Below are 26,335 nucleotides of genomic sequence, written 5' to 3' on the forward strand. Positions count from 1 at the left end.
TATGTCATTAGCTAAAGCCTCGGTGTGGACCGCAGCGTCCACGCTGGTAAAAATTGCTGCCGGCTTGCTGGTGGTAAAGCTGCTGGCAGTCAGCTTTGGGCCGGAAGGGGTAGGGCAGGCAGGCAACTTCCGCCAGCTGATCACCGTGCTGGGTGTGCTGGCGGGTGCCGGTATCTTTAATGGCGTCACTAAGTATGTCGCGCAGTATCAACAGCAGCCGCAGCAACTGGCCGCCGTTACCGGTACAGCCTCCACCATGGTGCTGGGCTTTTCCACGCTGTTGGCGGTGATTTTTCTGCTGGCTGCCGCGCCCATTAGCCAGCTGCTGTTTGGTCACGACCGCTATCAGCAGGTGATTCGCATCGTGGCATTTTTGCAGATGGGTATCGCCTGGGCCAATCTGGCGCTGGCAATAATGAAAGGGTTCCGCGATGCGATGGGCAATGCGCTGTCGCTGATGGCGGGCAGCCTCATCGGCGTAATCGGTTATGTCATCTGTTACTGGCTGGGCGGTTATAGCGGCGCACTGGTCGGGCTGGCTCTGGTGCCAGCGCTGATCGCCATTCCGGCGCTGCTGCTGCTGATAAAGCGCGACCACCTGCCGTTGCGCGCGCTGGCCCCGCGCTGGCGGAGTGAGCTGGCGCGTCAGCTGGCTAAGTTTACGCTGATGGCGCTCATTACCTCCGCTACGCTTCCCATTGCCTGGATGATGATGCGTAACCTGCTGGCAGCGCGCTATAGCTGGGAAGAGGTCGGGCTATGGCAGGGCGTTACCACCATATCCGATGCCTGGCTGCAGTTTATTACCGCCACCTTTAGCGTTTGGCTACTGCCGACGCTTTCACGCCTGAATACAAAAGCGGAAATCTCACGCGAGATTTTCCGCACGCTGCGCTTTGTGCTGCCGGCGGTGGCTGCCGTAGGTTTTTGCGTCTGGCTGCTGCGCGATGTAGCGATCTGGCTGCTGTTTTCCAGCCAGTTCACCGGCATGCGCGACCTTTTTATCTGGCAGCTTATTGGCGATGTACTGAAGGTCGGAGCCTACGTTTTCGGCTATTTGGTGATTGCGAAAGCCTCGCTGCGTTTTTATATTGCCGCCGAGCTTAGCCAGTTTGTTTTGCTGACCGCTTTTTCGCGCTGGTTAATACCGTCTTATGGTGCCATCGGCGCCGCGCAGGCGTATATGGCTACCTATATTGTCTATTTTGCGCTCTGTTTATGCGCTTTTTTGATTTATCGCCGAAGAGTATGACGACATTGATTCATGTACTGGGTTCGGATATTCCGCATCATAACCAGACTATCCTGCGTTTTTTTAATGATGTCATGCGGGAAGCGCAGCCGTGCCGCACGCCGCGCACCTTTATGGTCGTCAGCCAGGATATGACGCTGGCCGCCGCCTGGCCGGCATTGCAGGTGCAAATTTTTGCCAGTAAAAAAGCGCTGGCGCAGGCGGTGCTACAACGCGCACGCGATCGGCAAACCCGCTTCTTCCTGCACGGGCAGTTTAATCCCTGGCTGTGGCTGGCATTACTGAGCGGCGGTCTGCGGCGTAATCAGGTTTACTGGCATGTCTGGGGGTCAGATCTGTATGAAGAGTCACGCAGCCTGAAGTTCCGCCTGTTTTATCCGCTGCGTCGACTGGCGCAGGGGCGAGTCGCGCACCTGTTCGCTACCCGTGGTGATATCAGCCATTATCAGCAGCGCCATCGGCGCGTGCCAGCTTCGCTGCTCTATTTTCCTACGCGTATGCATCAGGCGATGCCAGCGCGTCAGCGTCAGGATAAAACCTTTACGCTGCTGTTAGGTAATTCCGGCGATCCCAGCAATCGCCATATTCCGGCGCTACAGGCTATCCGGCAACAGTTTGGCGAACAGGTCAGGGTGATAGTGCCGCTCGGTTATCCGCCCAATAATCAGGCTTATATCGATCAGGTAAGCGCTGCTGCACGCGATCTCTTTCCCCACGGGCAGGTTGCGCTGCTGACCGATAAAATGGCGTTTGACGACTATCTGCAGCTGATCGCTGACTGCGACCTGGGCTATTTTGTTTTTGAGCGTCAGCAGGGTATCGGGACGCTTTGTCTGCTGATGCAGGCCAACGTGCCAGTGGTACTGAACCGGAAAAACCCGTTCTGGCAGGATATGGTGGAGCAACAGCTTCCCGTATTGTTTGATACTGATGCGCTGAGTCTGGACATTGTTGCTCAGGCTCGTCAGCAGCTCTCTGGCATAGATAAAAACGACATCGCCTTCTTTGATCCAGCCTTTGTTACCGGCTGGCAGCAGGCGCTAACGCTGGCAGAAGGAGGATTGCAATGAGTCTCGCGCAGTTTGGTGGCCTGTTGCTGATCTGGCTGGTGTCGCTGGGCTTTATTCTGACCCTGACGTGGCGCGAATTCCGGCGGGTACGCTTTAACTTTAACGTCTTTTTTTCGCTACTGTTTTTGCTGACCTTCTATTTCGGCTTTCCCTTAACCAGTTTCCTGGTCTTCCGGTTTGATGTCACGGTAGTACCGCCGACGTTCTTATTGCAGGCGTTGCTGGCGGCTGGCAGTTTTTACGCCATTTATTATGTCAGCTACAAAACGCGTCTGCGAGCGCGACGGACTGATAGCGGACGCAGCTTGTTGAGTGTGAATCGGGTAGAGGCGCATCTGATTTGGGGCATTCTGGCGCTGCTGGCGCTGGTAACCGTGGCGATATTCTTTATGCGTAACGGTTTTCTGCTGTTTCGCCTGCATGCCTACAGCGAGATATTTTCCAGTGAAGTGTCCGGCGTAGCGCTCAAGCGCTTCTTCTATTTCTTTATTCCGGCAATGCTGGTGGTTTACTTCCTGAAACCAGGACGACGCGCCTGGCTATTCTTCCTTGCCAGCACCGTTGCCTTTGGCCTGCTGACCTATGCCATTGTTGGCGGCACGCGCGCTAACATCATTATTGCGTTTGCCCTGTTTCTGTTCATCGGCATTATTCGCGGCTGGATCACGTTGTGGATGCTGGCGGCCGCCGGCGCGTTCGGTATTGTAGGGATGTTCTGGCTGGCGCTGCGGCGCTATAACCTTGACGTCAGCGGCGCCGAGGCGCTGTACACATTTCTTTATCTGACGCGTGACACTTTCTCGCCGTGGGAAAACCTGGCGCTGCTGTTACAAAACTACGACAACATTCACTTTCAGGGACTGGCGCCGATTGTTCGTGATTTCTATGTCTATATTCCCGGCTGGCTGTGGCCTGGCCGACCTTCGCTGGTGCTGAACAGCGCGAACTACTTCACCTGGGAAGTGCTGAACAACCACTCAGGCCTGGCGATCTCTCCCACTTTGCTGGGATCGCTGATCGTGATGGGTGGCGTAGCCGCTATTCCGGTGGGGGCGGTTGCGGTGGGCCTGATTATTAAATGGTTCGACTGGCTTTATGAACGTGGCAAACAACACGCTAACCGCTATACCTCAGCAATCTTGCAAAGCTTCTGTTTTGGTGCGGTGTTCAACATGATTGTGCTGGCACGTGAAGGGCTGGACGCCTTCGTCAGCCGCGTGGTTTTCTTCTGCCTGATTTTTGCCGCCTGCGTGATGATAGCTAAGTTACTTTTCTGGCTGCTGGACAGCGCTGGTTTGATTCGTCCGCGTCGACGCGCTGGCATATTGGCGGAAACGCCCGCCGCGACGCCGGAAAGATGTGAGGATTATTAAAATGGATGTCACGCCGAAAGCGCCTCAGTACCAGATTCGTGGCATCAGGCTGCACGCTTTTTCCGGTATGGCTGAATGCCTGGACTATCTTTGCCCGGATGGCAAGGCACGTAGCGGCACTCTGGTCGCCATTAATGCGGAAAAGGTGCTGGCCTATGAGGAAAACCCGGCGCTGCATCAGCTGATTGATGCAGCGGAGATCAAATATCCGGACGGCATTAGCATTGTGCGCGCGATCCGCAGAAAGTATCCGCAGGCGCAGGTCACGCGCATCGCCGGGGCCGATTTGTGGGAAGCGCTGATGGCGCGTGCCGGGCAGCAAGGCATTCCGGTATTTCTGATCGGCGGCAAGCCGCAGGTAATGGAAGAGACGGTAGCGAAGCTGCGCCAGCAGTGGCGGGTTAATATTGTGGGCACCCAGCACGGCTATTTCAATGCAGACGACAGCGACGCGCTTTTTAAACGCGTAGCACAGAGCGGGGCGCAGATCGTTACGGTGGCAATGGGGTCACCGAAGCAGGAACTGCTGATGCAGGCATGTCGAAAGGTTTGTCCGCAGGCGCTCTATATGGGCGTAGGCGGCACTTATGATGTCTTTACCGGACACGTGAAGCGCGCGCCGGTTATCTGGCAGCGTTTGGGGCTGGAATGGCTTTATCGCTTGTTAAGCCAGCCCAGCCGTCTGCGTCGTCAGCTGCGTCTGATAAAATTCCTGCGTTATTACTATCGTGGTCAGCTATAAAGATCGGCTATTTCAGGGCGACAAACGGCTAAATGAAGGATTTTTATTCGTTTGCCGACCTGAACTGGCGTTTGTTTAGACGGAATGCACAAAGCGTAATCAAACGCGATTTTTTCTTAAAAAAGCACTGGACAGCTTGGGTGCAAATCCGTAGTATCCCCATCCGCAACGGCGCTACGCGCCCGTAGCTCAGCTGGATAGAGCGCTGCCCTCCGGAGGCAGAGGTCTCAGGTTCGAATCCTGTCGGGCGCGCCATTAATCGGGCGCAAGAGCTGCGGTGGTAACATTTACCGCGTTAGTAGTAAGAAGTAATGGTGGCTATAGCTCAGTTGGTAGAGCCCTGGATTGTGATTCCAGTTGTCGTGGGTTCGAGTCCCATTAGCCACCCCAACTTTTGCTGGAACATGCGAAGGTGGCGGAATTGGTAGACGCGCTAGCTTCAGGTGTTAGTGTCTTAACGGACGTGAGGGTTCAAGTCCCTCTCTTCGCACCAGGCAAAAGAAAGTAAGATAAGAGCATTATGTCGGCGAGTAGCGCAGCTTGGTAGCGCAACTGGTTTGGGACCAGTGGGTCGGAGGTTCGAATCCTCTCTCGCCGACCATCTTATTAACCTGCTTATGCAGGTTTTTTTGTATCTGATATTCTGCTTCTGCTTCTGCTTCTGCTTCTGCTTTATTTATTATCCCCAATGACCTTATCACAACCCGCCTGACGCTACTGTTTTCAGCAACCGTTGCCGTGAGTATGGATAGCGTGCATCCAGCATCTGCACAAAACCGAGCCGGTTTATATCAAAATGACGAAAATCGTTACGCAGCTCGCACCAGGCGGTCAACAGGCTTCGTTGAGGGTTGGCTGAGAACCGGCTGAAGGCAAAAAGGCAGGACAGAGGCAGCATTACTCAAAGTTTTATCTGCCGCCTGGCTTAAAGCCGCATCGCTGTTGCGTTTGTTAACACGCATGTCTCTGGCTGGAGACATATAATCTATTGATTATAAATAAATTCTTTCTGTGGGTTGTGGGTTGTCTCAAAATGGAGACAGATTATTGGCAAGCTGTCGCCTGTTTATGACAGCGCTATAACGCTTAAAACAGGGCGTTAAAATATTTTTTGTCGATTCAAAGAGATAGGCAATAACGGAAAAGATAAGCGCAGACTGGCATAGCTTGTGCAATACTATCTGCGTAGATGCTCATTCCACCTCTTATGTTCGCTTCGGCTTCATAAACCAGGAATGATGCAGAGCCAAATTAGGGTACCCGTTGTCCAGCCAGCCAATATCGTTCGCCTTATTGGATTTAAGGGCACTACGTTGAGTCGGGTACCAATCCGGTTGTCTTACCGACCTGATCTTTACACCTGCCTGCTTTAGGCAGGTGTTTTTTTATCTGCGTACTGCATCGCTTATGCTGTTCCGGCAACAAGAAGGCAATCGTCACCTCAGGAAAAACAGCTTTGCTGAATTTTTATCGCGGATTACAGCACACATAAAAAAGCCGGGTTTTATCCCGGCTTTTTTTACGCTGCTATTAACGGTTATTTTTTAACGTCAGCAACAGACCTTCGCGACGCATCTGGGCGGCCTCTTCCGGATGATGAAGCTTATCCAGCGTATCGGCCAGCCAGGCGTAATCAAAACCATCCGGGCGCTGTTTCAGGGCTTCTCTGAACGCTTCACTTGCCTGCTGCCATTCGCCATGTTTCATTAACAGCTGACCCAGGGTGCTATAGAGCAACGGCGTAGCGCCGTGCTGTTTAATCTGCTGGCGCAGCGCTTTTTCCAGCTGTTCCGGATTGCCGGTTTTCAGTCGAGGCATCAGCAGGATCAGGCGCTCATCATAATGACGCTTCAGACCATCCAGCACGATCTGTTGAGCGGTATCATGATCGTCGCAGGCAATTAAATGATCCGCCATCGCCACCTGCAGCGCCGTTTCGTGGCGCGTTTTACGGGTCAGGCTCTGCCACCAGCGCTTCAGACCTTCGCTACCCTGTTCCGCCATCGCCTGGTTCATCAAACCCAGCCAGGCCTGCTGACGCAGCGCTTTAATATGCTCGTCATCTGCCACCTGCGTTTTTTCCATCGTCGGCAGGATATCGATCAGCGCGCTCCAGCCGCCGGTACGTACATAAGCCTGTTCCGCCAGGCGCAGCACTTCGGGATGACGCGGGGCCACGTCCAGCAGACGATCGATGCCATGACGGGCAGCATGATCTTCATTACGTGCCAGCTGAAGACGAACGCGGGTAATTTCCACCGGGATAGGATCGTTATGCGCCAGCTCTGCAGCTCTTTCCAGATGCTGGTTCGCCCGCATCTCATCGCCGCGTTGCTGTGCCGCCTCCGCCGCCAACAGGTAGTTGACCACTGGCTGTTCAGCATGATCGGCATTGCGTGAAAGCAATTTTTCCACCTGACGATAGTCGCCTTCCGCCAGCTTAAGCAGCGCTTCGTGCGTTTGGCGACGGGCGCGATTACGTTTGCGCCCCATAAACCAGCCGCGGGTTTTAGCGCCGGTACGGAACAGGCGACGCAGCAACCATTCCACGGCCAGGATCACCAGTAGCGAGATAATGAGCATGATCGCCAGGCCGGTTACGCTGGTTTCTATATTCCAGTTGTCGGTCTGGATCAGCACATAGCCCTGATGACCTGCAATCATGGGACCGATAACCACACCGGCAATCAGCAGCAGAAACAGTATAAAAACTTTTAGCATTGTTACTCTCCCTGCTGCGGCTGTGCTGCCGGTTCAGCGGGCTGCGCCAGCAGGTTACGCACCCGCGTTTGCATCAGCTTGTCCAGCAACGGCTGGCTTTCCAGCGACTCCGGAATTTCCATTGAAACCGTCTGCTGGCTTAAATCATCAAGCTGCGCCAGGAAAGATTTGGTGCTGGCATCGCTGGTATCAAACCAGGCGCGTACCCAGGTCGATACCGTATCCACCGACTGCCGATAGATCTCATCCTGATGGCGCGGCACTGCCTGGGCGGCAATAAGCAGGCGGGAGCGAATATTTTCACGCAGATAAACGTCCTGATTCGGCGCTAACAGCGGCTCCGCAGTATTGTCGCGGCGGCGGATGGTAATAAAATCATCCATAAAGTTGTGCCAGCTTTTTACCAGGTTCTGGCGCCATTCACGCAGCGAAGAGCTAAGTTCATTACTGTCAGCATCCATGGGCGCATCATCGCTGTCGTTATCTGCCAGACGCAGATTATCGACGCCGTTAGAGAGCTGATTCAGTTTTAAAATAATGCCGTCATAGTCAACCTGGCTCACCGCCGAAAGGTTGCTGATATCCTGGGTAATAGCCCGACGCACCGGCACCAGACTGGGATCGTTCATATCCGCAAGGCTGGCATCAGCGCTTTTCAACAGCGCCGCTGCGGTAGTCACATCCTGATCGCTCCACAGCTTACGTCCGGCCAGTTTTACCAGATAATCGGCCTGCGCCAGCAGCCAGGTTCGGGAATCGTTACCTGAAATGGTGGCCACTTTTTCTTTCAATTCATCCAGCTGTTGGCTCAGGGCTGCCTGTTGAGCCTGGGCGGTATGCAGTTCGTTGCTCTGCGTGCTCAGCTGTTGTTTCAGCTGCGCTTTTTCGCGTTCGCTTTGCTGCGTCAGCGCGGAGATCTGTTCGCTTAACGTCTGGCTGACCTGCGCCTGTTGCTGCGCCTGATGACGCCCATTGACCCATAGCCCAGCCCCAATCGCCAACGCAATTACAATCGCCAGAGCACCCAGCGCGGTGCCGGTTTGGCCTGATGATTTACGCGTCGGTTTTTTTGCAGGCGGAGTCGTGGTTTCTACCGCAGGCGTTGTCTCTTCAACCATGGCGGAGGAATCTTTTTGTTCCGTCATTGTGGCACATCCCATTTTCAAGTTGTTTGTAACGCGCGCACCAGCGCGTCGTTATCAGCACCATCAGCTACCTTGATATTACGCCAGCCAAGTTCCTGGGCCAGGGTAGCCAAACGTTCGCTGACGACCAGTAGCCGACAGCCCAGCAGCCATTCCTCACGATCGATCGCAGGGAATAGCCGATGAAGTTGTTGCAGCATCTCGCCGCTGGTGACCACCAGCGTATCAATACCGCGGTCACGCCAGCGTTTTCCTTCGCTGGGGCCATGATAAAACTTTTCACAACGCTGGTAGCATTCCAGGAAGCGAACCTCTGCTCCGCGCTGTGCCAGCGTGGTGCCAAGCAGTTCGCGACCGCCGTTGCCGCGTAGGATCAACGCTTTTTTACCCTTCAGCCGCCGCAGCGTGGGCAATTGCAACAGCATTTCGCTGGTTTCATGCTCTGGCGGCCAGAGTACGTTCTGCCCGCACGCACGATGCAACGCCAGTGCGGTAGTGCGCCCTATAGCATAATAGTCCAGCGCAGCGGGCCATGTTAAACCCGTCTGCTGCAAACAGGGCTGCGCGTAATGCATAACATGCTGAGAAAGGACAAAAACCAGATCGCCAGGTGCCAGGGCGGTAAGCTGCTGCGCCAGCTGCGCCAGTTCACGGCCAGGGGAAAACTCAATTAATGGAAAGCTCCAGGCCGTATGACCCAGCGCACACAGGCGCGTCACCAGCTCATCGCCTGAGGGGGAAGGGCGGGTGACAAGAATGCTCATGCTGGAGGATTTCCCTGATAAACCTCGCGCAGGATCTCTCGTGCGCCGTTCTGAAGCAGTTCATCCGCCAGAGAGATACCCAACTGCTCCGCCTGAGTGCGCGGGCCGCGACGTTCGCCACGGATCATCGATGTACCATCTGGCGAGCCCACCAGGCCGCGTAGCCAAATATCATCGCCTTCAAGCACGGCATAGCTACCGATCGGAACCTGACAGCCGCCTTCCAGCCGCGTATTCATAGCGCGTTCCGCTTTTACACGCGTCGCGGTATCGTCATCATTTAATGCCGCCAGCAGCATAATGGTCTGTTCATCGTCCAGGCGACACTCAATCCCCACGGCGCCCTGACCCACAGCAGGCAAAGAAACTTCGGCGGGGATGGCATAACGAATGCGATCCTGCAGGCCGAGGCGTTTCAGACCGGCGGCAGCCAGAATAATGGCGTCATATTCTCCGGCGTCCAGCTTTGAGAGTCGCGTACCAACGTTGCCGCGCAGCGAGCGAATCGTCAGATCGGGCCGTAGCTCCGCCAACTGACACTGACGACGCAGGCTGGAGGTGCCGACTACAGCGCCCTGCGGTAACGCATCCAGCGTGGCGTAGTGATTCGAGACGAAGGCGTCCAGCGGATCTTCGCGCTCACAAATGGTCACCAGGCCCAAACCTTGCGGAAATTCTACCGGCACATCTTTCATAGAGTGCACCGCGATATCGGCCCGGTTTTCAAGCATCGCCAGTTCGAGCTCTTTGACGAAAAGCCCCTTGCCGCCCACTTTTGCCAGTGGCGTGTCGAGAATAATGTCGCCGCGCGTTACCATCGGCACCAGCTCCACCTGCAGCCCCGGATGACAGGCCATCAGGCGCTGCTGAACATATTGTGCCTGCCATAACGCCAGTGGACTTTGTCTGGTGGCAATTCTTAAAATTTTATCTAACATGCTTGATACCGTTTTGATCGTTCACTGATTATCCTATCATTGATACAGGAAGGCTGTCAGTTTCCACGATTTTTAGACGAGTAAAGGAAAGCGTAAAAGGGACAGGACAGATCGATCGGTGGATAAAGCGTGCTAAACTGTTAGGTAGCGCAACTTTCTTTACGGTCAATCTGCCAGGTGTTAGATTGATCACGTTTCCAGCAGTAATCTGCCCGAAAAATTTTTTAATGAAGCGGCGGAGCACGGAAACAGGGTTATTTATAAGCACTGGGACAATCAGGCGAGACGTCTTGTACCTCTACATTGAGACACTGAAACAGAGACTGGATGCCATCAACCAACTGCGTGTCGATCGCGCACTGGCTGCAATGGGCCCTGCTTTCCAGCAGGTATACGGTCTGCTGCCGACCCTATTACATCATCATCATCCTTTGATGCCGGGCTACCTTGAAGGTAACGTTCCCTACGGTATCAGCTTCTACACGTCTGATGAAAGCCAACTGCATTATCTGCGGGAAATTGAGCGCAAGTCGAACCAGCCTGTTGCGATACCGCCCAAAGGAGAGATGCCGATTACCGGCCTCTATTCTATGGGCAGTACCTCTTCCGTCGGTCAGAACAGCACCTCTGACCTGGATATTTGGGTTTGCCATCAGTCATGGCTGGATGGCGAAGAACGTCTGGCGCTGCAGAAAAAATGTCAGCTGCTGCAGAAGTGGTGCGCGGCGATGGGCGTTGAAGTCAGCTTCTTTCTGATCGACGAGAATCGCTTTCGCCATAATGAAAGCGGTAGCCTGGGCGGCGAAGATTGCGGCTCAACGCAGCATATATTACTGCTGGATGAGTTTTACCGTACTGCCGTGCGTATGGCGGGCAAGCGCATCCTGTGGAATATGGTGCCGGGCGAAGAAGAAGAGCATTACGACGACTACGTGATGTCGCTTTATGCGCAAGGGGTACTGACGCCAAATGAATGGCTCGACCTGGGCGGGCTGAGTACGCTTTCTGCCGAAGAATATTTTGGCGCCAGTTTGTGGCAGCTCTATAAAAGCATCGACTCACCCTATAAAGCCGTATTGAAAACTCTGCTGCTGGAGGCTTACTCCTGGGAGTATCCCCAGACTCGCCTGCTGGCTATGGATATCAAACAGCGCCTGCACGACGGCGAAATCGTGTCGTTCGGTCTTGATCCCTACTGCATGATGCTGGAGCGCGTAACGCACTATCTGACCAGCATCGACGATCATGCCCGACTCGATCTGGTACGGCGCTGCTTTTACCTGAAAGTCTGTGAAAAACTGTCGCAGGATGAAAGCGCGCATCGCTCCGGCTGGCGGCGCGAGATTCTGGCGCAGCTGGTCAGCGAATGGGGTTGGGACGAGGCGCGTCTTACAGTGCTCGACAGCCGGGCCGACTGGAAAATCGAACGCGTGCGTGAAGCGCATAATGAACTGCTGGATGCGATGATGCAGAGCTATCGCAATCTGATTCGTTTTGCGCGCCGTAACAACTTAAGCGTCAGCGCCAGCCCACAGGATATTGGCGTGCTGACGCGTAAGCTGTATGCCGCTTTTGAAGCGCTGCCGGGCAAAGTAACGCTGGTTAATCCGCAGATTTCACCCGATCTGTCCGAAACGCATTTAACCTTTATTCATGTTCCGGCCGGGCGTGCTAACCGGTCGGGCTGGTATCTGTATAACCAGGCGCCGGATATGAGTTCGATTATCAGCCATCAGCCGCTGGAGTATAACCGCTACCTGAATAAGCTGGTAGCCTGGGCCTGGTTTAACGGCTTACTGACGGAAAGAACCCGTCTGCATATTAAAGGCAACGAAATCTGCGATCTGGCGCGGTTGCAAGAGCTGGTGGCGGATGTTTCGCACCATTTCCCGCTGCGGCTGCCGGCACCTACAGCGAAAGCGCTTTACAGTCCGTGCGAAATTCGTCATCTGGCGTTGATCGTTAATCTGGAATATGACCCGACCGCCGCCTTCCGTAATCAGGTAGTGCATTTTGATTTCCGTAAGCTGGACGTATTCAGCTTTGGCCAGCAGCAGCAATGCCTGATCGGCAGCATCGACCTCCTTTACCGTAATTCGTGGAATGAAGTGCGTACGCTGCACTTTAGCGGCGAGCAGGCGATGCTGGATGCGTTGAAAACCATTCTCGGTAAGATGCATCAGGATGCAGCACCGCCCGATGCGGTTGAAGTGTTCTGCTATAGTCAGCATCTGCGCGGGCTGATCCGTACGCGTGTCCAGCAACTGGTTTCCGAATGCATTGAGCTGCGTCTCTCCAGCACGCGTCAGGATCCGGGCCGCTTTAAAGCTCTGCGCGTCGCCGGTCAGACATGGGGACTCTTTTTTGAACGCCTGGGCGTTTCGGTACAGAAGCTGGAAAACGCGGTGGAATTTTACGGCGCGATCTCCAACAACAAGCTGCACGGCCTGTCGATTAAAGTTGAGACCGAGCAGGTACAGCTACCGCCGGTGGTTAATGGCTACGCCAGCGAAGGTATCATTCAGTTCTTTTTTGAGGACACCAATAACGATAGCGGCTTCAATATTTATATTCTGGATGAGGCTAATCGTATTGAGGTTTACCACCACTGCGAAGGCAGCAAAGAGGAGTTGGTGCGCGACGTCAGCCGTTTCTACTCCTCTTCGCACGATCGCTTCACCTACGGCTCCAGCTTCGTTAATTTCAACCTGCCGCAGTTTTACCAACTTGTCAGCGTAGATAACCGCACCCAGGTCATTCCCTTCCGTAGCCAGACCCTCACCCAGCTGTGCGCTAACCAGCCGGACAGCAACGACTATCCGCAGCGCTTCCAGGTTTACTAAGCCAGTAGCATCACGCCGTTCCAGTTACCCAGATTACTGGCGCCCGCCAGGCGATAACCTGATCTCTGGTCATCCTCTTTTTCCGGCACGTTTTCGAGACAGGTCTTAAATGCGCGGCTGCGTTTCACCCTTATTTTGCTCATGGCGCGGGCTGTTTTTTCGCCAAAACCTTGTTGTTAACTGTGCAGGGATGGCTATGAGCAAACGTGACGATATTATTGATCCCCAGGCACCAGGGATAAAAGATACTGGGCTGGTTTATTCAGAAGTTTTAGGCTGGATAGATTTAGGGCATGCACGTGGGGGTGATATAACGGATTGCCTTGGGCAAATGGAAAGGGGCGAGGCCAGCGGGCAGCCTTACTATCTGGTTGAGTATCAGCAAACAATGACGTACCAGCCATTTAGCACCGGCCGCTGTTCGCGCTGGAATATCAAACGAGGACGAACGCTTGCTGAAAGGCACAGCATTACGCTGGCGATGATGATGGAAACGGCGATTGCGTTCGAGAACTGGCAGTCGATGCCGTTTTTTAGCTGGTACACCGACAGCGGCTTCAGCGCTGAGGATTTGGTTTCAGATCTGTTGGGCTTTTATAAAGTTGTACGACCGCAAAATTACTGGCCCTGGCTGAAAATAGTCAGCAAAGAGGCGGCGCTCAGGCGCTGGGACTACTATGGCGCGCTGGGCAGTTTTAAAAACCGAGGATTTAACCCGCTGCTGTTCCCGGATCCTACTGATACACGCATTCCTCATATTCCTTATAAAGGCAGGCTACCGAATTTTATGATGTCGATTAGGCCATTTACCCGGTTTGATTCTGATATTGTCCGTCGCATTGATGCCGGAGCGCAGGTCACCGTTGGATGGGACGTTAAGAAAAAATGAAATGGCTTAAGTGGGCGCTGATGCTACTGCTGGCGGTGCTGGTAATTAACGTTGTCGACTTTTTTTACATCAATACCAGCCTGATAAATAAGGCAGAGCGGAATCCCGGCTTCAAACAGAGCGAGCGGAGGCTTTATCGCCTTTTCGTCGATGAAGATATTAAAAATGCGCCGCGTATAACTGATGATTATTACTTTCGCTTTCGCCGGATGGACGGCCCTTCTCCTGAAATTAGCGGTATTGTCTTTAATGGCACAACGGAAACGGCGGCATTAGAAAAGTATCTGACGGCTTTGGGATATCAGCATGTCTCTGACGATGAGTTTGGTCAACGCTGGGAAAAGGATGGCCGTACCGCTCCCAACATTTATATATGGCGCGATACAGAGAGCAGTATCATCTTTCTGACCAAATATTCTCTATAGAACAAAGCCCCGCTGGGGCTTTGTCGTTTGAACCATCTTAAATTCAGCCAGGCAGTTAGCGCAAAGTAACCGGCTCGCTACGGCTTCCGATAGCAGCTGCACGGCGTGTCGATTAACGTTCAGCATTACGCTGGCGATGATGATGGAAACGGCGATTGCGTTCGAGAACTGGCAGTCAATGCCGTTTTTTAGCTGGTACACCGACAGCGGCTTTAGCGCAGAAGATTTGGTTTCCGATCTGTTGGGCTTTTATAAAGCTGTGCGGTCGCAAAATTACTGGCCCTGGCTAAAAATAGTCAGCAAAGAGGCAGCGCTCAGGCGCTGGGATTACTATGGCGCGCTGGGCAGTTTTAAAAACCGAGGATTTAACCCGCTGCTGTTTCCGGATCCCGCTGATACACGTATTCCGCATATTCCTTATAAAGGCAGGCTACCGAATTTTATGATGTCGATTAGGCCGTTTACCCGGTTTGATTCTGATATTGTTCGTCGTATCGATGCCGGAGCGCAGGTTACTGTGGGATGGGTAAGTTAATAAAAAATATGAAATGGCTAACGCGCACGCTGGGGTTAACGGTGGTGATGGTTATCGCCCTGGTTTTAGCCGACTGTAAAATGATGGGGTTAGCTGAAGAGGGCTTTAAACAGAGCGACCGATGGCTTTATTACTCTTATGTTGATAAAGAGATCAAAGATGCGCCGCGTATTTCGGATGATTATTACTTTCGCTATGGGATGATGGACGGCCCTTCGCCAGAAATGAGCAGGATTGTTTTTAATGGTGCAACGGATACCGCTGCGTTAGAAAACTATCTGGTGGCTTTAGGATATCAATATGTCCCTGACGATGAGGGGGGCGGGCACTGGGAAAGAGAGGGGCAGCGGAAAACTGAATTTTATATATGGCAAAGTAAAGAGCAGCAGGTTATCCACTTAACAAAATACAGCTTCTAGAACAAAGCCCCCGCTGGGGCTTTGCCTCTTAAACCGTCCCAGGCTCAGACCCGGCAAGCGCTTAACTCAACGTGATCTTTTCGCCCGCCTGCGCGCTACAGGCTTCCGACAGCAGCTGCCAGAATTCAGCGCCGCTGCGGTTGCAAATCCAGCTGCCGTTTTGATAATCGAAATGGTAGCCGCCACCTTTGGTCGCCAGCCATACCTGGTGCAGCGGCTCCTGTTTATTGATAATAATTTTGCTGCCGTTCTCAAACGTAAGCGTCATAATTCCGGCATGGAGTTCATAATCGATATCGCTGTCGCCCTCGTAAGCGTCAAGCTGCTCTTCCAGCGTTAACATCAGGTCGTCGACTAACTGGTGAAATTCACTGTCTTTCATCGTTGCTTCCTTTATGTTTTGGTCGAGTATAACGCGCCGGGAGCCGTTGCAACATCGTCTGATAAGAGCGAGATGCAGCACATCACGTCACCTTTTCCTGTTGCTTTTCCAAAGTCAGCTGCGATGATAAGCAACCATGAACATGCATCAATCATAAGCAGGAATACCATGAAGAAAATCCTTTGTCGGCTGGCAATGGCGCTGGCGTTAACCAGCCTGGCCGGCTGCGGACTGAAAGGGCCGCTCTATTTTCCGCCGCAGGATAAGCCGAAACAGAGTTCACCACAGCCATCGGCCGGGCAGTCTACTTCTTCTTCAACGGCGACCCAGCCGGATGGCCAACAGGACACTAACCTGACCAGCCCGGATGCGGATATGCAAGCGACGCAGTAATCATGATGGCCCAGCCGGCGGAGCAGAAAATGCAGTTCTCGAAAATGCACGGTCTTGGTAATGACTTTATGGTCGTTGATGCCGTCACGCAAAATGTCTATTTCTCGCCGGAGCTGATCCGCCGCCTGGCGGATCGTCATCTGGGCGTAGGCTTCGATCAATTATTGATCGTTGAGCCGCCGTACGATCCCGATCTTGATTTTCACTACCGGATTTTTAACGCCGACGGCAGCGAAGTGGCGCAGTGCGGCAACGGTGCGCGTTGTTTTGCCCGCTTTGTGCGGCTCAAAGGGCTGACGAATAAAAGCGATATCCGGGTCAGCACGCAAACGGGACGTATGGTGCTGAGCGTCAACAGTGACGAGCTGGTGCGTGTAAATATGGGCGAACCGAATTTTGAGCCTCAGCAGGTGCCGTTTCGCGCCAATAAGGCGGAAAACCTTTACCTGCTGCGCGTCGCTGAGCAGACGCTGATGTTTGGCGTAGTTTCTATGGGCAATCCGCATTGCGTTATCCAGGTTGCCAGCGTCAAAACGGCGGCGGTAGAGACGCTGGGACCGATACTGGAAAGCCATGAGCGTTTCCCGGAGCGGGTAAACGTCGGCTTCATGGAAGTGGTTAGCCCGGAACATATCCGTCTGCGCGTTTACGAGCGCGGCGCGGGAGAGACGCAGGCCTGCGGCAGCGGGGCCTGTGCGGCAGTTGCCAGCGGCATACAGCAGGGATTACTGGCGGAAAAAGTGCGTGTCGATCTGCCCGGCGGCACGCTGCACATCGCCTGGAAAGGGCCGGGGAATCCGCTCTATATGACCGGACCGGCCACGCATGTCTACGATGGGTTTATTCATTTATGAAAAATGTCGAAGAGACAGCCTCAGAGCTGATGCTAAACGACGAAGCGGTAGGTGACTACCTGCGGCAAAATCCGGACTTTTTTATTCGCAATGCGCGCCAGGTGGAACAAATAGCGGTGCCGCATCCGGTGCGCGGCACCGTATCGCTGGTGGAATGGCATATGGCGCGGCAGCGTAACCATATTCAACAGCTGGAAGAAGAGATTACTCAGCTGATGGAGCAGGCATCTGCGAATCACCAGTTATTTGATCGCCTGCTTAGCCTGCAAAGCCACCTGGCCTCCGCGCCGTCGTTACAGGATATGCTGAACCGCCTGCAACGCTGGGCGCGTGATTTAGGCCTGGCCGGGGCGGATGTACGGCTATTCAGCGACCGCTGGCAGTTGGGCGCACCGTCGAGCTTTACGCAACTGGCGCTATCGCGGCAGGCGTTTGAACCCGTGCGTATTCAGCTGCTGGGTAAAGAGCAGCACTATCTGGGCAGCCTGAACGGGCCGGAGCTGTTGCTGTTGTTGCCGCAGGCGCGCTCGGTGGGTTCGGTGGCGATGTCGCTGTTTGGCGAACGTGGCGACCTGGGCGTATTGATCTTCAGCAGTCGCGATATGCATCACTATCAGCCCGGACAGGGCACGCTGCTGCTGCATTATCTGGCGCTGATGCTGCCGGAACTGTTGAACCGCTGGATAGCGCGCGCATGAATACGATCGTGCCGCTGCAGGCCGCCGTGGACGGTTTCTTGCGTTATGTTCAGGTAGAGCGCCAGCTCAGCCCGTTAACGCATGAAAACTATGCGCGCCAGCTTGCGGTGCTGACGGAACAGGTCAGTGAAATGAACATCACTGACTGGACGCAGCTGGAACCGATGCATGTGCGGTCGCTGGCGGCAAAAGGGCGTCGTGCAGGTTTACAGCCGGCGAGCCTGGCGCTGCGGCTTTCCGCCCTGCGCAGTTTTTTAGACTGGCTGGTCAGCCAGGGCGTGCTGAAGGCCAATCCGGCCAAAGGTATTGCCACGCCGCGCGCGCCGCGACATCTGCCGAAGAATATTGATGTCGATGAAGTTAATCAGTTATTGAGCATTGACCAAAATGATCCACTGGCGGTGCGTGACCGCGCCATGATGGAAGTGATGTATGGCGCAGGGCTGCGTCTTTCCGAGCTGGTTGGTATCGATCTGCGCCATCTCGATCTGGAAGCGGGTGAAGTCTGGGTTACCGGCAAAGGCAGCAAAGAACGACGCTTGCCCATTGGGCGCACGGCGGTTGAATGGATCGAAAAGTGGCTAACGCTGCGTGCAGGCTTCGCGCCTGACGGCGATGCGCTGTTCATCTCAAAAGAAGGCAAGCGTATTTCGGTGCGCAATGTGCAGAAGCGCTTCGCCGAATGGGGTGTTAAGCAAGGCGTCAGCAGCCACGTTCATCCTCACAAGCTGCGCCACTCTTTTGCCACGCATATGCTGGAATCCAGCGGTGATTTACGTGCGGTACAGGAGCTACTGGGTCATGCCAGCCTCTCGACAACGCAAATCTACACCCATCTCGACTTTCAGCACCTGGCGTCAGTGTATGATGAGGCGCATCCACGCGCCAAACGAGGAAAATCCTGATGCATTTTTACCGTCGGCTGCAGCCGATCAAAGCGATTACTTTCGATCTGGATGACACGCTGTATGACAACCATCCGGTGATCCTGAAAACCACGCGAGAATCGCACCGCTTTTTGCAGTCATGGCATCCCGATCTGCATGATTTTTCAGTGGAAGCCTATCAGCAGCTGCGCAATCAACTGCTGACGCAGGAACCTGATATCTGTCATGACGTCACGGAATGGCGACGACGCACCGTGGAACTGGCGATGCTGAATATCGGCCTGACGCCTGCCGAGGCGCAGGAAGGCGCGGATAAGGTTATGGAAGTGTTCGCCCACTGGCGTAGCCAGGTTGATGTCCCGCCGGAAACGCACGTGGCGCTGGCGGCGCTGGCGGAGCGGGTTCCGCTGGTGGCGATAACCAACGGCAACGCCGAACCTCATCTGTTCGGTCTTGACCGCTATTTTCAGTTTGTGCTGCGTGCCGGCCCGCACGGGCGCGCGAAACCGTATCAGGATATGTATCATCTGGCGGCGCAGCGATTAAAACTCGCGCCGGAAAATATCCTGCACGTGGGTGACGATCTCACGACCGACGTGGCTGGCGCGGTGCGCTACGGCATGCAGGCCTGCTGGATCAATCTGCGTGAGGGCAACCTGATGCAGATTGACGATGCGCGGCTATTGCCGCATGTAGAAATTACGCAGTTGGCATCGCTGACGGCGCTGATATAATCTTCTGTACAAATATCCAGTGATTTTGCTGGAGCGATTCTCCTGACTGACGGTGCTTATGGACGTTTCTGACCTGCTAAACAGCCTGAATGATAAACAGCGCGAAGCCGTGGCGGCTCCACGCAATAACCTGCTGGTGCTGGCAGGCGCGGGCAGTGGCAAGACACGCGTGCTGGTGCATCGTATCGCCTGGCTACTGACGGTAGAGAACTGCTCGCCCTACTCGATTATGGCGGTGACCTTTACCAATAAAGCCGCCGCAGAGATGCGTCATCGTATTGAGCAGCTGATCGGCACCAGTCAGGGCGGCATGTGGATCGGCACGTTCCACGGTCTGGCGCATCGCCTGTTGCGCGCCCATCACCTTGACGCTCGCCTGCCGCAGGACTTTCAAATTCTCGACAGCGAAGATCAGCTGCGCCTGCTGAAGCGGCTGATCAAGGCAATGAATCTGGATGAAAAACAGTGGCCGCCGCGTCAGGCAATGTGGTACATCAACGGCAAAAAAGATGAGGGTTTGCGTCCTCAGAATATTGAAAGCTACGGCAATCCGGTGGAGCAAACCTGGCTGCGCATTTATCAGGCCTATCAGGAATCGTGCGATCGTGCCGGGCTGGTTGATTTTGCCGAGCTGCTGCTGCGCGCCCATGAGCTGTGGCTGAATAAGCCGCACATTCTTAACCACTATCGTGAACGCTTCACCAACATCATGGTGGATGAATTCCAGGATACCAACAATATCCAGTACGCCTGGATTCGGATGCTGGCTGGCGACAGCAGCCGGGTGATGATCGTTGGCGATGACGATCAGTCCATTTATGGATGGCGCGGCGCGCAGGTGGAAAACATTCAGCGTTTCCTGAACGATTTTCGCGGCGCAGAAACCATCCGTCTGGAGCAAAACTATCGCTCCACCAATAATATCCTGAAGGCCGCCAACGCCCTGATTGCCAACAACCATGGCCGACTGGGAAAAGAGCTGTGGACCGACGGCAGCGACGGTGAACCGATCTCGCTCTATTGCGCTTTTAACGAGCTGGATGAAGCGCGCTTTGTGGTGAACCGTATCAAAGTGTGGCAGGAGAACGGCGGCGCGCTCAGCGATTGTGCGATTCTTTATCGCAGCAACGCCCAGTCGCGTGTGCTGGAAGAGGCGCTGCTGCAGGCCAGTATGCCGTATCGTATTTACGGCGGCATGCGCTTCTTTGAGCGTCAGGAGATCAAAGATGCGCTGGCCTACCTGCGCCTGATCGCCAACCGTAACGATGATGCCGCCTTTGAGCGTGTGGTGAATACGCCAACGCGTGGCATTGGCGATCGCACGCTGGACGTGGTGCGTCAGGCGTCGCGTGACCGTCAGCTAACGTTATGGCAGGCGAGCCGCGAGTTGCTGCAGGAAAAGGCGCTGGCCGGCCGCGCCGCTTCGGCGCTGCAGCGTTTTACCGAACTGGTGGATTCGCTGGCGCAGGAAACGGCGGAGCTGCCTCTGCATATTCAAACCGACCGGGTGATCAAAGATTCCGGCCTGTGGCTGATGTATGAGCAGGAAAAAGGCGAGAAGGGCCAGGCGCGCATCGAAAACTTAGAAGAGCTGGTGAACGCTACGCGTCAGTACAGCTATCAGGACGAAGATGAAGATTTGATGCCGTTGCAGGCGTTTCTGTCGCACGCGGCGCTGGAAGCGGGCGAAGGTCAGGCTGATAAATGGCAGGATGCGGCCCAGCTGATGACTATGCATGCCGCCAAGGGGCTGGAGTTCAGCCAGGTCTTTATTGTCGGGATGGAAGAGGGGATGTTCCCCAGCCAGATGGCGCTCGACGAGGGCGGCAGGCTGGAAGAGGAGCGCCGTCTCGCCTACGTTGGCGTTACCCGCGCAATGAAAAAGCTGACGTTAACCTATGCGGAAACGCGTCGGCTCTACGGGAAGGAAGTTTATCATCGCCCGTCGCGCTTTATCGGTGAACTGCCGGAAGAGTGTGTGGATGAGGTACGCCTGCGCGCCAGCATTAGCCGCCCGGTCAACCATCAGCGGATGGGCACACCCGTGGCGCAGAATGACAGCGGCTTTACGCTGGGGCAGCGCGTGCGCCATGCCAAGTTTGGCGAAGGCACCATCATCAACCTTGAAGGCAGCGGCGATCACAGCCGTCTGCAGGTCGCATTTCAGGGACAGGGCATTAAATGGCTGGTGGCCGCCTATGCACGGCTTGAAGCGGTATAGCATTTGCCGCCGCGCTAATCTGGCGCAGCCTGCTCTTGTCTGGCCGCATGCGCGCCAGACGACAATTTTCTCCCGTTGCTGAAAAGTCCGGACGCTGCCGCTGGCGGCGTCCTGCTTCGCTTGACGCCTTTTTCGTCTCAGCGTAACATGCGCGCACCATCACCCTAAGAGGACTTTCGCCTTGGACACTCCCAGTCGATGCTGGCTCACCTACCTTATTAACAGGTACAACCCCTAAGGCCATCCTCTTATGCTGATAGCCTTTGTGGTTGTCAGCGACCGCATTTCCCGTCGCACGAGTTAGCGTTTACCACCGACTGAAACTCAGGTTTCTGTGTTCTGGCGTATTGTCCCGTTTGAATGACCCATTGGGAGTACTGCTATGCTGAGCGCTTTTAAACTGGATCACAGCCGCCTTACACGCCTGGAGCTGGAAGATACGCCAGAAGATCTGGTTTCTTCGGTTTGGGTCGATTTGATCGAGCCCGAAGAAGCAGAACGCGAGCGCGTACAAAATGAATTGGGTCAAAGCCTGGCGACCCGTCCCGAACTGGAAGATATCGAAGCCTCCGCGCGTTTTTTTGAAGACGAAGATGGCCTGCATATTCACTCCTTCTTTTTCTATGAAGATGCCAAAGATCACGCAGGCAACGCCACTGTCGCCTTTACGATTCGCGAAGGGCGTCTCTATACGCTGCGCGAGCGCGAGCTGCCGGCGTTTCGTCTCTATCGTATGCGCGCCCGCAGTCAGACGCTGATTGACGGCAACGCCTATGAACTGTTGCTGGATCTGTTTGAAACCAAAATTGAACAGCTGGCGGATGAGATTGAAAATATCTACAGCGATCTGGAAAAGCTAAGCCGGGTGATTATGGAAGGGCAGCAGGGCGATGAGTTCGATCAGGCGCTCTCTACGCTGGCGGAGCTGGAAGATATTGGCTGGAAAGTTCGCCTTTGTCTGATGGATACCCAGCGTGCGCTGAATTTCCTGGTGCGTAAGGCGCGCTTGCCTAATAACCAGCTGGAACAGGCACGGGAAATCCTGCGCGATATCGAATCCCTGCTGCCGCACAATGAATCCTTGTTCCAGAAGGTTAACTTTCTGATGCAGGCGGCAATGGGTTTTATCAACATCGAGCAGAACCGCATTATCAAAATCTTCTCGGTGGTATCGGTGGTGTTCCTGCCGCCGACGCTGGTGGCCTCAAGTTACGGCATGAACTTTGAGTTTATGCCGGAGCTGAAATGGAGTTTTGGTTATCCTGCCGCCATCGGCCTGATGATCCTCGCCGGACTGGCACCCTACCTCTACTTCAAACGTAAAAACTGGCTTTAACGCTGCCGGCCGGAGATCTTCGCCGGCCTGTTGTTGCTGGTATTCCCGATGGGTTGGACGTAACCTTACGTTTTTCAAGCCTCTAAGATCGTTCCTTATCTATGGAAAAGCTCTCGCGCAATCAGCAGTGGTTAACGCTTATCGGCGTTTCCCTGCTGCTGGGTTTTATACTGCAATATTTTCATGTACCGGCCGCGCTGCTGCTGGGTCCGATGATCGTCGGCGTAGCCATGGGGCTGCTGGGCGCGACGCTGCGTATTGATAAGCGGCTGTTTATTCTCTGTCAGGCAGTGCTGGGCTGCATGATTGCGCAAAGCCTGTCGCCCTCGGTGATCGAGCCGCTGATTGCCGACTGGCCGATCGTGCTGACGGTTCTGCTGCTGACGCTGGCAGCCAGCGGACTGTCTGGCTTCTTGCTGGTGCGCTACAGTGATTTGCCCGGGCCAACCGGCGCGTGGGGTTCTTCGCCAGGCGGAGCATCAGCGATGGTGGCGATGGCCGCGGATTATGGCGCTGATGCGCGGCTGGTAGCGTTTATGCAGTATCTGCGTGTGCTGTTTGTCGCCACCGCGGCAGCGATGGTGGCGCGTATCGGTTTGGGTGATGATGCGCAGCATGCCGCGCCGCAGCTCTGGTTTCCGCCGCTGGATATGCGTTTTGTTATTACGCTGGGCATTGTGCTGCTGGGAGCGTTTCTGGGGCAGCGCTTTCGCATCCCTTCCGGCGCGCTGCTGCTGCCTGCACTGGCGGGCGCGGCCCTGCAAAGCAGCGGGACAGTAGAGCTACAGGTGCCGGAGTGGTTGCTGGCGACCGCCTACGCATTAATCGGCTGGTCGGTTGGGCTACGTTTTACGCGCCCGATATTTCGTCTGGCGCTGCGCACGTTACCGCAGATGCTTGCCTCTATTATCGGGTTAATGCTGTTGTGCGGCGCAATGGCCTGGATGCTGACGAAGCTGCTGGATATCGATCTGCTGACTGCTTATCTGGCAACCAGCCCTGGCGGGCTGGATACCGTGGCGATTATCGCGGCAGGGAGCCGCGTTGATATCGCTTTTGTTATGGCGCTGCAAACCCTTCGGCTGTTTACCATTTTACTTACCGGTCCGGCGCTGGCGCGTTTTATATCACGCTTTGCGCGTTCCTGACCGGCGCAGGGTATAGAGCGCATCAATAATAAACAGCGCCAGCGCCAGCCAGATAAAGCCAAAGGTGACTGCTTTATCTGGCGTCATGATTTCGTCATAAAACAGCACCGCCAGCAGGAACATCAGCGTAGGGCCGAGATATTGAAAAAAGCCCAGCGTCGACAGTCGCAGATGCGTGGCGGCGGCGGTGAACAGCATCAGTGGAACGGTGGTGACGACCCCGGCGGCAATCAGCAACAGGTTGAGCGAGGCGCTATTGTTGCCGAGATGGCTGGTGGCACTGTCGGCAATGCCAAACAGATAAATCGACGCCAGCGGAAACAGCCATAATGTTTCAATCAACATCCCGCTCTGAGCATCTACCGCAATTTTCTTACGCACCAGCCCATACAGGGAAAAGCTCAACGCCAGTCCCAGCGCGATAATTGGCAGTGAACCAAACTTCCACAGCTGTACCAGTACGCCGCAGGTCGCCAATGCCACCGCAACCCACTGCATGCGCCGAAAACGTTCGCCCAGAAACACCATGCCGATGACCACGTTCAGCAGAGGATTAATAAAATATCCCAGGCTGGCCTCCAGCATATGATGATTATTTACTGCCCAGATAAACAGCAGCCAGTTGCCGCCGACCAGCGTGGCGGAGAGCGCCAGCAGGAGCACTTTTTTGGGCTGCTGAATGACCGATCTTACGCGCCGCCAGCTGCGGGTCAGTGAGATAAGCCCCAGCATAAACAGCGCCGACCAGATAACGCGATGCGTCATGATCTCGCCGGGAGCCACTTCCTGAAGCAGTTTGAAATAGGCGGGCGCTATGCCCCAGATAAAATAAGCGCACAGCGCACAGAGAATGCCCTGGCGCGTTTGTTGTGTATCCATCACCTTGTTCTCGGGGTAAAGGCGCCAGTGTAAAGGAAAAGCGGGCGCAGCGGTTAAAATTAGCCGACCAGATAGGTTGCGGTAGCGCTGGCGATATGAACGTCCGCATCGTTATGCAACTCGACACGCGCCACGGAAATTTTATTGCCGGCGCGCAGTAAGCTACTGGCGGCAATAAAATGCTCGCCGCGTCCGGGCCGCAAATAATCTACGCGCAGATCAATGGTTCCCATGCGCGCCAGGCGCTGGCGTAATTCCTGTTCGGTAATCTTCTCATGTCGCGTCAGCGAGGCAGTGACGCACACCAGGCCCGCCGCCACATCCAGTACTGAGGCAATAACGCCACCGTGCAAAATCTGTTGAGCTGCATTGCCCACCAGCATCGTTTTATTGGCAAAACGCAGTTCGGCGTAATCGGCATCAAGGCGTTTTAGCTCCAGGCCGAGCGCCTGATTAAAGGGCATATGATAAACAAATGTCTCGCCAATAAGCTGACGTGCCGCTGCCGAAGTTAACTGAGTCTCTGACATAAAAGGTTTTTCCTGAAGCCCATGCGTAATGTGCGATCATGTTAACAAATTGTGTATTCTATGCTGCCAGGAAAGTGCTTTCCACTTTCAGAAAACAGCGCTGAATTCATCCGGAAATTGTGTGTAGAATGGCCTGCTTTTTTTACATAATGGCCCTTTGAATGGCACACAGCGCTTCACCGGAGAATACTATGCGGATGCTAAGAGGATTAGTTGCGGCGGCTTTATTACTGCCCGTACTGGCGCAGGCTAAAGAAGCCACCGTCAAGGAAATACATGATGCCCCAGCGGTACGCGGCAGCATTATCGCTAACCTGCTGGAAAAACATGATAATCCCTTTGTGCTGTATCCCTATGAACGCAACTATCTGCTCTATACCTGGACCAGCGACCTTAACAGAGAAGCCATTGAGTCCTATGATTGGGCTGACAACGCGAAAAAGGATGAGGTACAATTCCAGCTCAGCCTGGCGTTTCCTTTATGGCGCGGTATTCTGGGCGATAATTCGGTGCTGGCCGCTTCTTATACCCAACGTTCCTGGTGGCAGCTCTCTAACCGTGGCGAGTCATCGCCTTTCCGTGAAACGAATTACGAACCACAAATTTTTCTCGGTTGGGCAACGGATTACTCGTTGGCCGGCTGGACGCTGCGCGATGTGGAGTTTGGCTTTAGTCATCAGTCCAATGGGCGCTCCGATCCCACTTCCCGCAGCTGGAACCGCGTTTATGCGCGCCTGATGGCGCAAAACGGCAACTTCCTGGCGGAAATTAAGCCCTGGTATCGCCTGCCGGAAGGCTCCAGCAGCGATGATAACCCTGACATCACTAAATACATGGGTTACTATCGCGCCAAACTGGGCTACCAGATGGGCGACAGCATTTTCAGCATTCAGGGCACCTATAACTGGAATACCGGTTACGGCGGCGCGGAGCTGGGCTGGAGCTATCCGATTAGCGAGCATGTGCGTTTTTATACCCAGGTATTTAGTGGCTACGGCGAATCGTTAATCGATTATAATCACCGCCAGACTCGCGTCGGCGTTGGCGTAACCTTAAACGATCTGTTCTGATCCAGGCCCGCCCGGCGGGTCTGTCACTTAGCTATTCTCTCTTCGGGCGGCATGCCGCCCGTCAAGTCATCATTATGCAGTGCAATA

At 54.6% G+C, this 26,335-nt stretch carries 26 protein-coding genes, 4 tRNA genes and 1 pseudogene; 23 read left to right on the top strand and 8 right to left on the bottom strand.

From position 1 onward, the window contains the following. Window position 1: 1 nt before the first annotated feature. The 8 genes from wzxE (at window position 2) to B1H58_RS08540 (ending at window position 5,038) form a co-directional block, all read left to right on the top strand. Window positions 2-1,252: a lipid III flippase WzxE gene (gene wzxE / locus B1H58_RS08505; RefSeq protein ID WP_085069445.1), complete on the top strand. Its 1,251-nt coding sequence runs from the start codon at window positions 2-4 to the stop codon at window positions 1,250-1,252. Then, window positions 1,249-2,322 carry a TDP-N-acetylfucosamine:lipid II N-acetylfucosaminyltransferase gene (gene wecF, locus B1H58_RS08510; RefSeq protein ID WP_085069447.1) on the top strand — a complete coding sequence of 358 codons (1,074 nt, stop codon included), beginning with the start codon at window positions 1,249-1,251 and terminating at the stop codon, window positions 2,320-2,322. The genes wzxE and wecF overlap by 4 nt, the downstream gene beginning before the upstream one ends. Beyond that, the gene (gene wzyE / locus B1H58_RS08515) at window positions 2,319-3,695 is read left to right on the top strand and encodes an ECA oligosaccharide polymerase (RefSeq protein ID WP_085069448.1); all 1,377 of its coding nucleotides are present in this window, start codon (window positions 2,319-2,321) and stop codon (window positions 3,693-3,695) included. The genes wecF and wzyE overlap by 4 nt, the downstream gene beginning before the upstream one ends. A gap of 1 nt (window position 3,696) precedes the next feature. After that, entirely contained in the window at window positions 3,697-4,437 is a 741-nt protein-coding gene (gene wecG / locus B1H58_RS08520) for a lipopolysaccharide N-acetylmannosaminouronosyltransferase (protein ID WP_085069449.1), read from the top strand. 178 nt (window positions 4,438-4,615) lie between these two features. Beyond that, window positions 4,616-4,692: transfer RNA gene (locus tag B1H58_RS08525), tRNA-Arg, on the top strand. 59 nt (window positions 4,693-4,751) lie between these two features. Then, a tRNA-His gene (locus B1H58_RS08530) sits at window positions 4,752-4,827 on the top strand. Between the two features lie 16 nt (window positions 4,828-4,843). Continuing rightward, window positions 4,844-4,930: transfer RNA gene (locus B1H58_RS08535), tRNA-Leu, on the top strand. A gap of 31 nt (window positions 4,931-4,961) precedes the next feature. Beyond that, a tRNA-Pro gene (locus B1H58_RS08540) sits at window positions 4,962-5,038 on the top strand. Between the two features lie 929 nt (window positions 5,039-5,967). Here B1H58_RS08540 and hemY read toward each other — a convergent pair. The 4 genes from hemY to hemC are packed head-to-tail and all read right to left on the bottom strand — an operon-like array spanning window position 5,968 to window position 10,005. Beyond that, window positions 5,968-7,158 carry a protoheme IX biogenesis protein HemY gene (gene hemY, locus B1H58_RS08550; RefSeq protein WP_085069451.1) on the bottom strand — a complete coding sequence of 397 codons (1,191 nt, stop codon included), beginning with the start codon at window positions 7,156-7,158 and terminating at the stop codon, window positions 5,968-5,970. A 2-nt stretch (window positions 7,159-7,160) separates the two neighbouring features. Beyond that, window positions 7,161-8,303, bottom strand: a complete 1,143-nt coding sequence (gene hemX / locus B1H58_RS08555; protein WP_085069452.1) for a uroporphyrinogen-III C-methyltransferase — start codon at window positions 8,301-8,303, stop codon at window positions 7,161-7,163. 17 nt (window positions 8,304-8,320) lie between these two features. Further along, a complete protein-coding gene (gene hemD / locus B1H58_RS08560; RefSeq protein WP_085069453.1) occupies window positions 8,321-9,067 on the bottom strand; it encodes a uroporphyrinogen-III synthase in 747 nt (248 codons plus the stop codon). Next, window positions 9,064-10,005 (bottom strand): hydroxymethylbilane synthase, encoded by a 942-nt coding sequence (hemC, locus tag B1H58_RS08565; protein ID WP_085069454.1) that lies wholly within the window; start codon window positions 10,003-10,005, stop codon window positions 9,064-9,066. Before hemC ends, hemD begins: the two co-directional genes overlap by 4 nt. 290 nt (window positions 10,006-10,295) lie before the next feature. Here hemC and B1H58_RS08570 point away from each other — a divergent pair, with 290 nt between their 5' ends. Next, window positions 10,296-12,848, top strand: coding sequence for a class I adenylate cyclase (locus B1H58_RS08570; RefSeq protein WP_085069455.1), 2,553 nt, complete (start codon window positions 10,296-10,298; stop codon window positions 12,846-12,848). Here B1H58_RS08570 and B1H58_RS20590 read toward each other — a convergent pair. Next, window positions 12,845-12,991 carry a hypothetical protein gene (locus B1H58_RS20590; protein WP_157130158.1) on the bottom strand — a complete coding sequence of 49 codons (147 nt, stop codon included), beginning with the start codon at window positions 12,989-12,991 and terminating at the stop codon, window positions 12,845-12,847. The two genes, B1H58_RS08570 and B1H58_RS20590, sit on opposite strands and share 4 nt — an antisense overlap. A 53-nt stretch (window positions 12,992-13,044) precedes the next feature. Here B1H58_RS20590 and B1H58_RS08575 point away from each other — a divergent pair, with 53 nt between their 5' ends. The 4 genes and pseudogenes from B1H58_RS08575 to B1H58_RS08590 all read left to right on the top strand — a co-directional run bounded on the left by B1H58_RS08575 (window position 13,045) and on the right by B1H58_RS08590 (window position 15,116). Continuing rightward, window positions 13,045-13,737: a hypothetical protein gene (locus tag B1H58_RS08575; protein ID WP_085069456.1), complete on the top strand. Its 693-nt coding sequence runs from the start codon at window positions 13,045-13,047 to the stop codon at window positions 13,735-13,737. After that, complete coding sequence (locus B1H58_RS08580; protein ID WP_085069457.1) at window positions 13,734-14,162, top strand: hypothetical protein; 429 nt, start codon at window positions 13,734-13,736, stop codon at window positions 14,160-14,162. Before B1H58_RS08575 ends, B1H58_RS08580 begins: the two co-directional genes overlap by 4 nt. 124 nt (window positions 14,163-14,286) lie before the next feature. Then, window positions 14,287-14,697 (top strand): annotated as a pseudogene (locus B1H58_RS08585) (hypothetical protein); the annotation flags it as partial. A gap of 41 nt (window positions 14,698-14,738) precedes the next feature. Next, on the top strand, window positions 14,739-15,116 hold the full coding sequence (locus B1H58_RS08590) for a hypothetical protein (RefSeq protein ID WP_157130159.1): 378 nt from the start codon (window positions 14,739-14,741) through the stop codon (window positions 15,114-15,116). A gap of 61 nt (window positions 15,117-15,177) precedes the next feature. Here the strand turns inward: B1H58_RS08590 and cyaY are convergent, their stop codons facing one another. Beyond that, complete coding sequence (gene cyaY / locus B1H58_RS08595; RefSeq protein WP_085069461.1) at window positions 15,178-15,498, bottom strand: iron donor protein CyaY; 321 nt, start codon at window positions 15,496-15,498, stop codon at window positions 15,178-15,180. A gap of 168 nt (window positions 15,499-15,666) precedes the next feature. On the opposite strand from cyaY, the gene lptM reads away from it, so the two are divergent. The 9 genes from lptM (at window position 15,667) to B1H58_RS08635 (ending at window position 23,769) form a co-directional block, all read left to right on the top strand. Continuing rightward, window positions 15,667-15,891, top strand: a complete 225-nt coding sequence (gene lptM, locus B1H58_RS08600; protein ID WP_085069463.1) for an LPS translocon maturation chaperone LptM — start codon at window positions 15,667-15,669, stop codon at window positions 15,889-15,891. A 29-nt stretch (window positions 15,892-15,920) separates the two neighbouring features. Continuing rightward, complete coding sequence (gene dapF, locus B1H58_RS08605) at window positions 15,921-16,745, top strand: diaminopimelate epimerase (protein ID WP_085072262.1); 825 nt, start codon at window positions 15,921-15,923, stop codon at window positions 16,743-16,745. Next, window positions 16,742-17,443, top strand: a complete 702-nt coding sequence (locus B1H58_RS08610) for a DUF484 domain-containing protein (RefSeq protein WP_085069465.1) — start codon at window positions 16,742-16,744, stop codon at window positions 17,441-17,443. Before dapF ends, B1H58_RS08610 begins: the two co-directional genes overlap by 4 nt. After that, window positions 17,440-18,348, top strand: coding sequence for a tyrosine recombinase XerC (xerC, locus tag B1H58_RS08615; RefSeq protein ID WP_085069467.1), 909 nt, complete (start codon window positions 17,440-17,442; stop codon window positions 18,346-18,348). The genes B1H58_RS08610 and xerC overlap by 4 nt, the downstream gene beginning before the upstream one ends. Beyond that, window positions 18,348-19,064 carry a 5-amino-6-(5-phospho-D-ribitylamino)uracil phosphatase YigB gene (gene yigB, locus B1H58_RS08620; RefSeq protein WP_085069469.1) on the top strand — a complete coding sequence of 239 codons (717 nt, stop codon included), beginning with the start codon at window positions 18,348-18,350 and terminating at the stop codon, window positions 19,062-19,064. Before xerC ends, yigB begins: the two co-directional genes overlap by 1 nt. A 58-nt stretch (window positions 19,065-19,122) precedes the next feature. After that, on the top strand, window positions 19,123-21,285 hold the full coding sequence (gene uvrD / locus B1H58_RS08625; RefSeq protein WP_085069471.1) for a DNA helicase II: 2,163 nt from the start codon (window positions 19,123-19,125) through the stop codon (window positions 21,283-21,285). A 181-nt stretch (window positions 21,286-21,466) separates the two neighbouring features. After that, on the top strand, window positions 21,467-21,523 hold the full coding sequence (ysgD, locus tag B1H58_RS21290) for a YsgD/CorL family protein (protein ID WP_418304150.1): 57 nt from the start codon (window positions 21,467-21,469) through the stop codon (window positions 21,521-21,523). 144 nt (window positions 21,524-21,667) lie between these two features. Continuing rightward, window positions 21,668-22,621, top strand: a complete 954-nt coding sequence (gene corA, locus B1H58_RS08630) for a magnesium/cobalt transporter CorA (protein ID WP_085069473.1) — start codon at window positions 21,668-21,670, stop codon at window positions 22,619-22,621. Window positions 22,622-22,722: 101 nt separating this feature from the next. Continuing rightward, entirely contained in the window at window positions 22,723-23,769 is a 1,047-nt protein-coding gene (locus B1H58_RS08635; RefSeq protein WP_085069475.1) for an AbrB family transcriptional regulator, read from the top strand. On the opposite strand, the gene rarD is transcribed toward B1H58_RS08635, so the two are convergent. Next, a complete protein-coding gene (gene rarD / locus B1H58_RS08640; protein ID WP_085069477.1) occupies window positions 23,749-24,648 on the bottom strand; it encodes an EamA family transporter RarD in 900 nt (299 codons plus the stop codon). The two genes, B1H58_RS08635 and rarD, sit on opposite strands and share 21 nt — an antisense overlap. 59 nt (window positions 24,649-24,707) lie before the next feature. After that, a complete protein-coding gene (locus B1H58_RS08645) occupies window positions 24,708-25,178 on the bottom strand; it encodes a thioesterase family protein (protein ID WP_085069479.1) in 471 nt (156 codons plus the stop codon). Between the two features lie 191 nt (window positions 25,179-25,369). Here B1H58_RS08645 and pldA point away from each other — a divergent pair, with 191 nt between their 5' ends. After that, window positions 25,370-26,248 carry a phospholipase A gene (gene pldA / locus B1H58_RS08650; RefSeq protein WP_085069481.1) on the top strand — a complete coding sequence of 293 codons (879 nt, stop codon included), beginning with the start codon at window positions 25,370-25,372 and terminating at the stop codon, window positions 26,246-26,248. Window positions 26,249-26,335 lie beyond the last annotated feature (87 nt).

The organism is Pantoea alhagi (genome assembly GCF_002101395.1).
Classification (GTDB): Bacteria; Pseudomonadota; Gammaproteobacteria; order Enterobacterales; family Enterobacteriaceae; genus Mixta; species Mixta alhagi.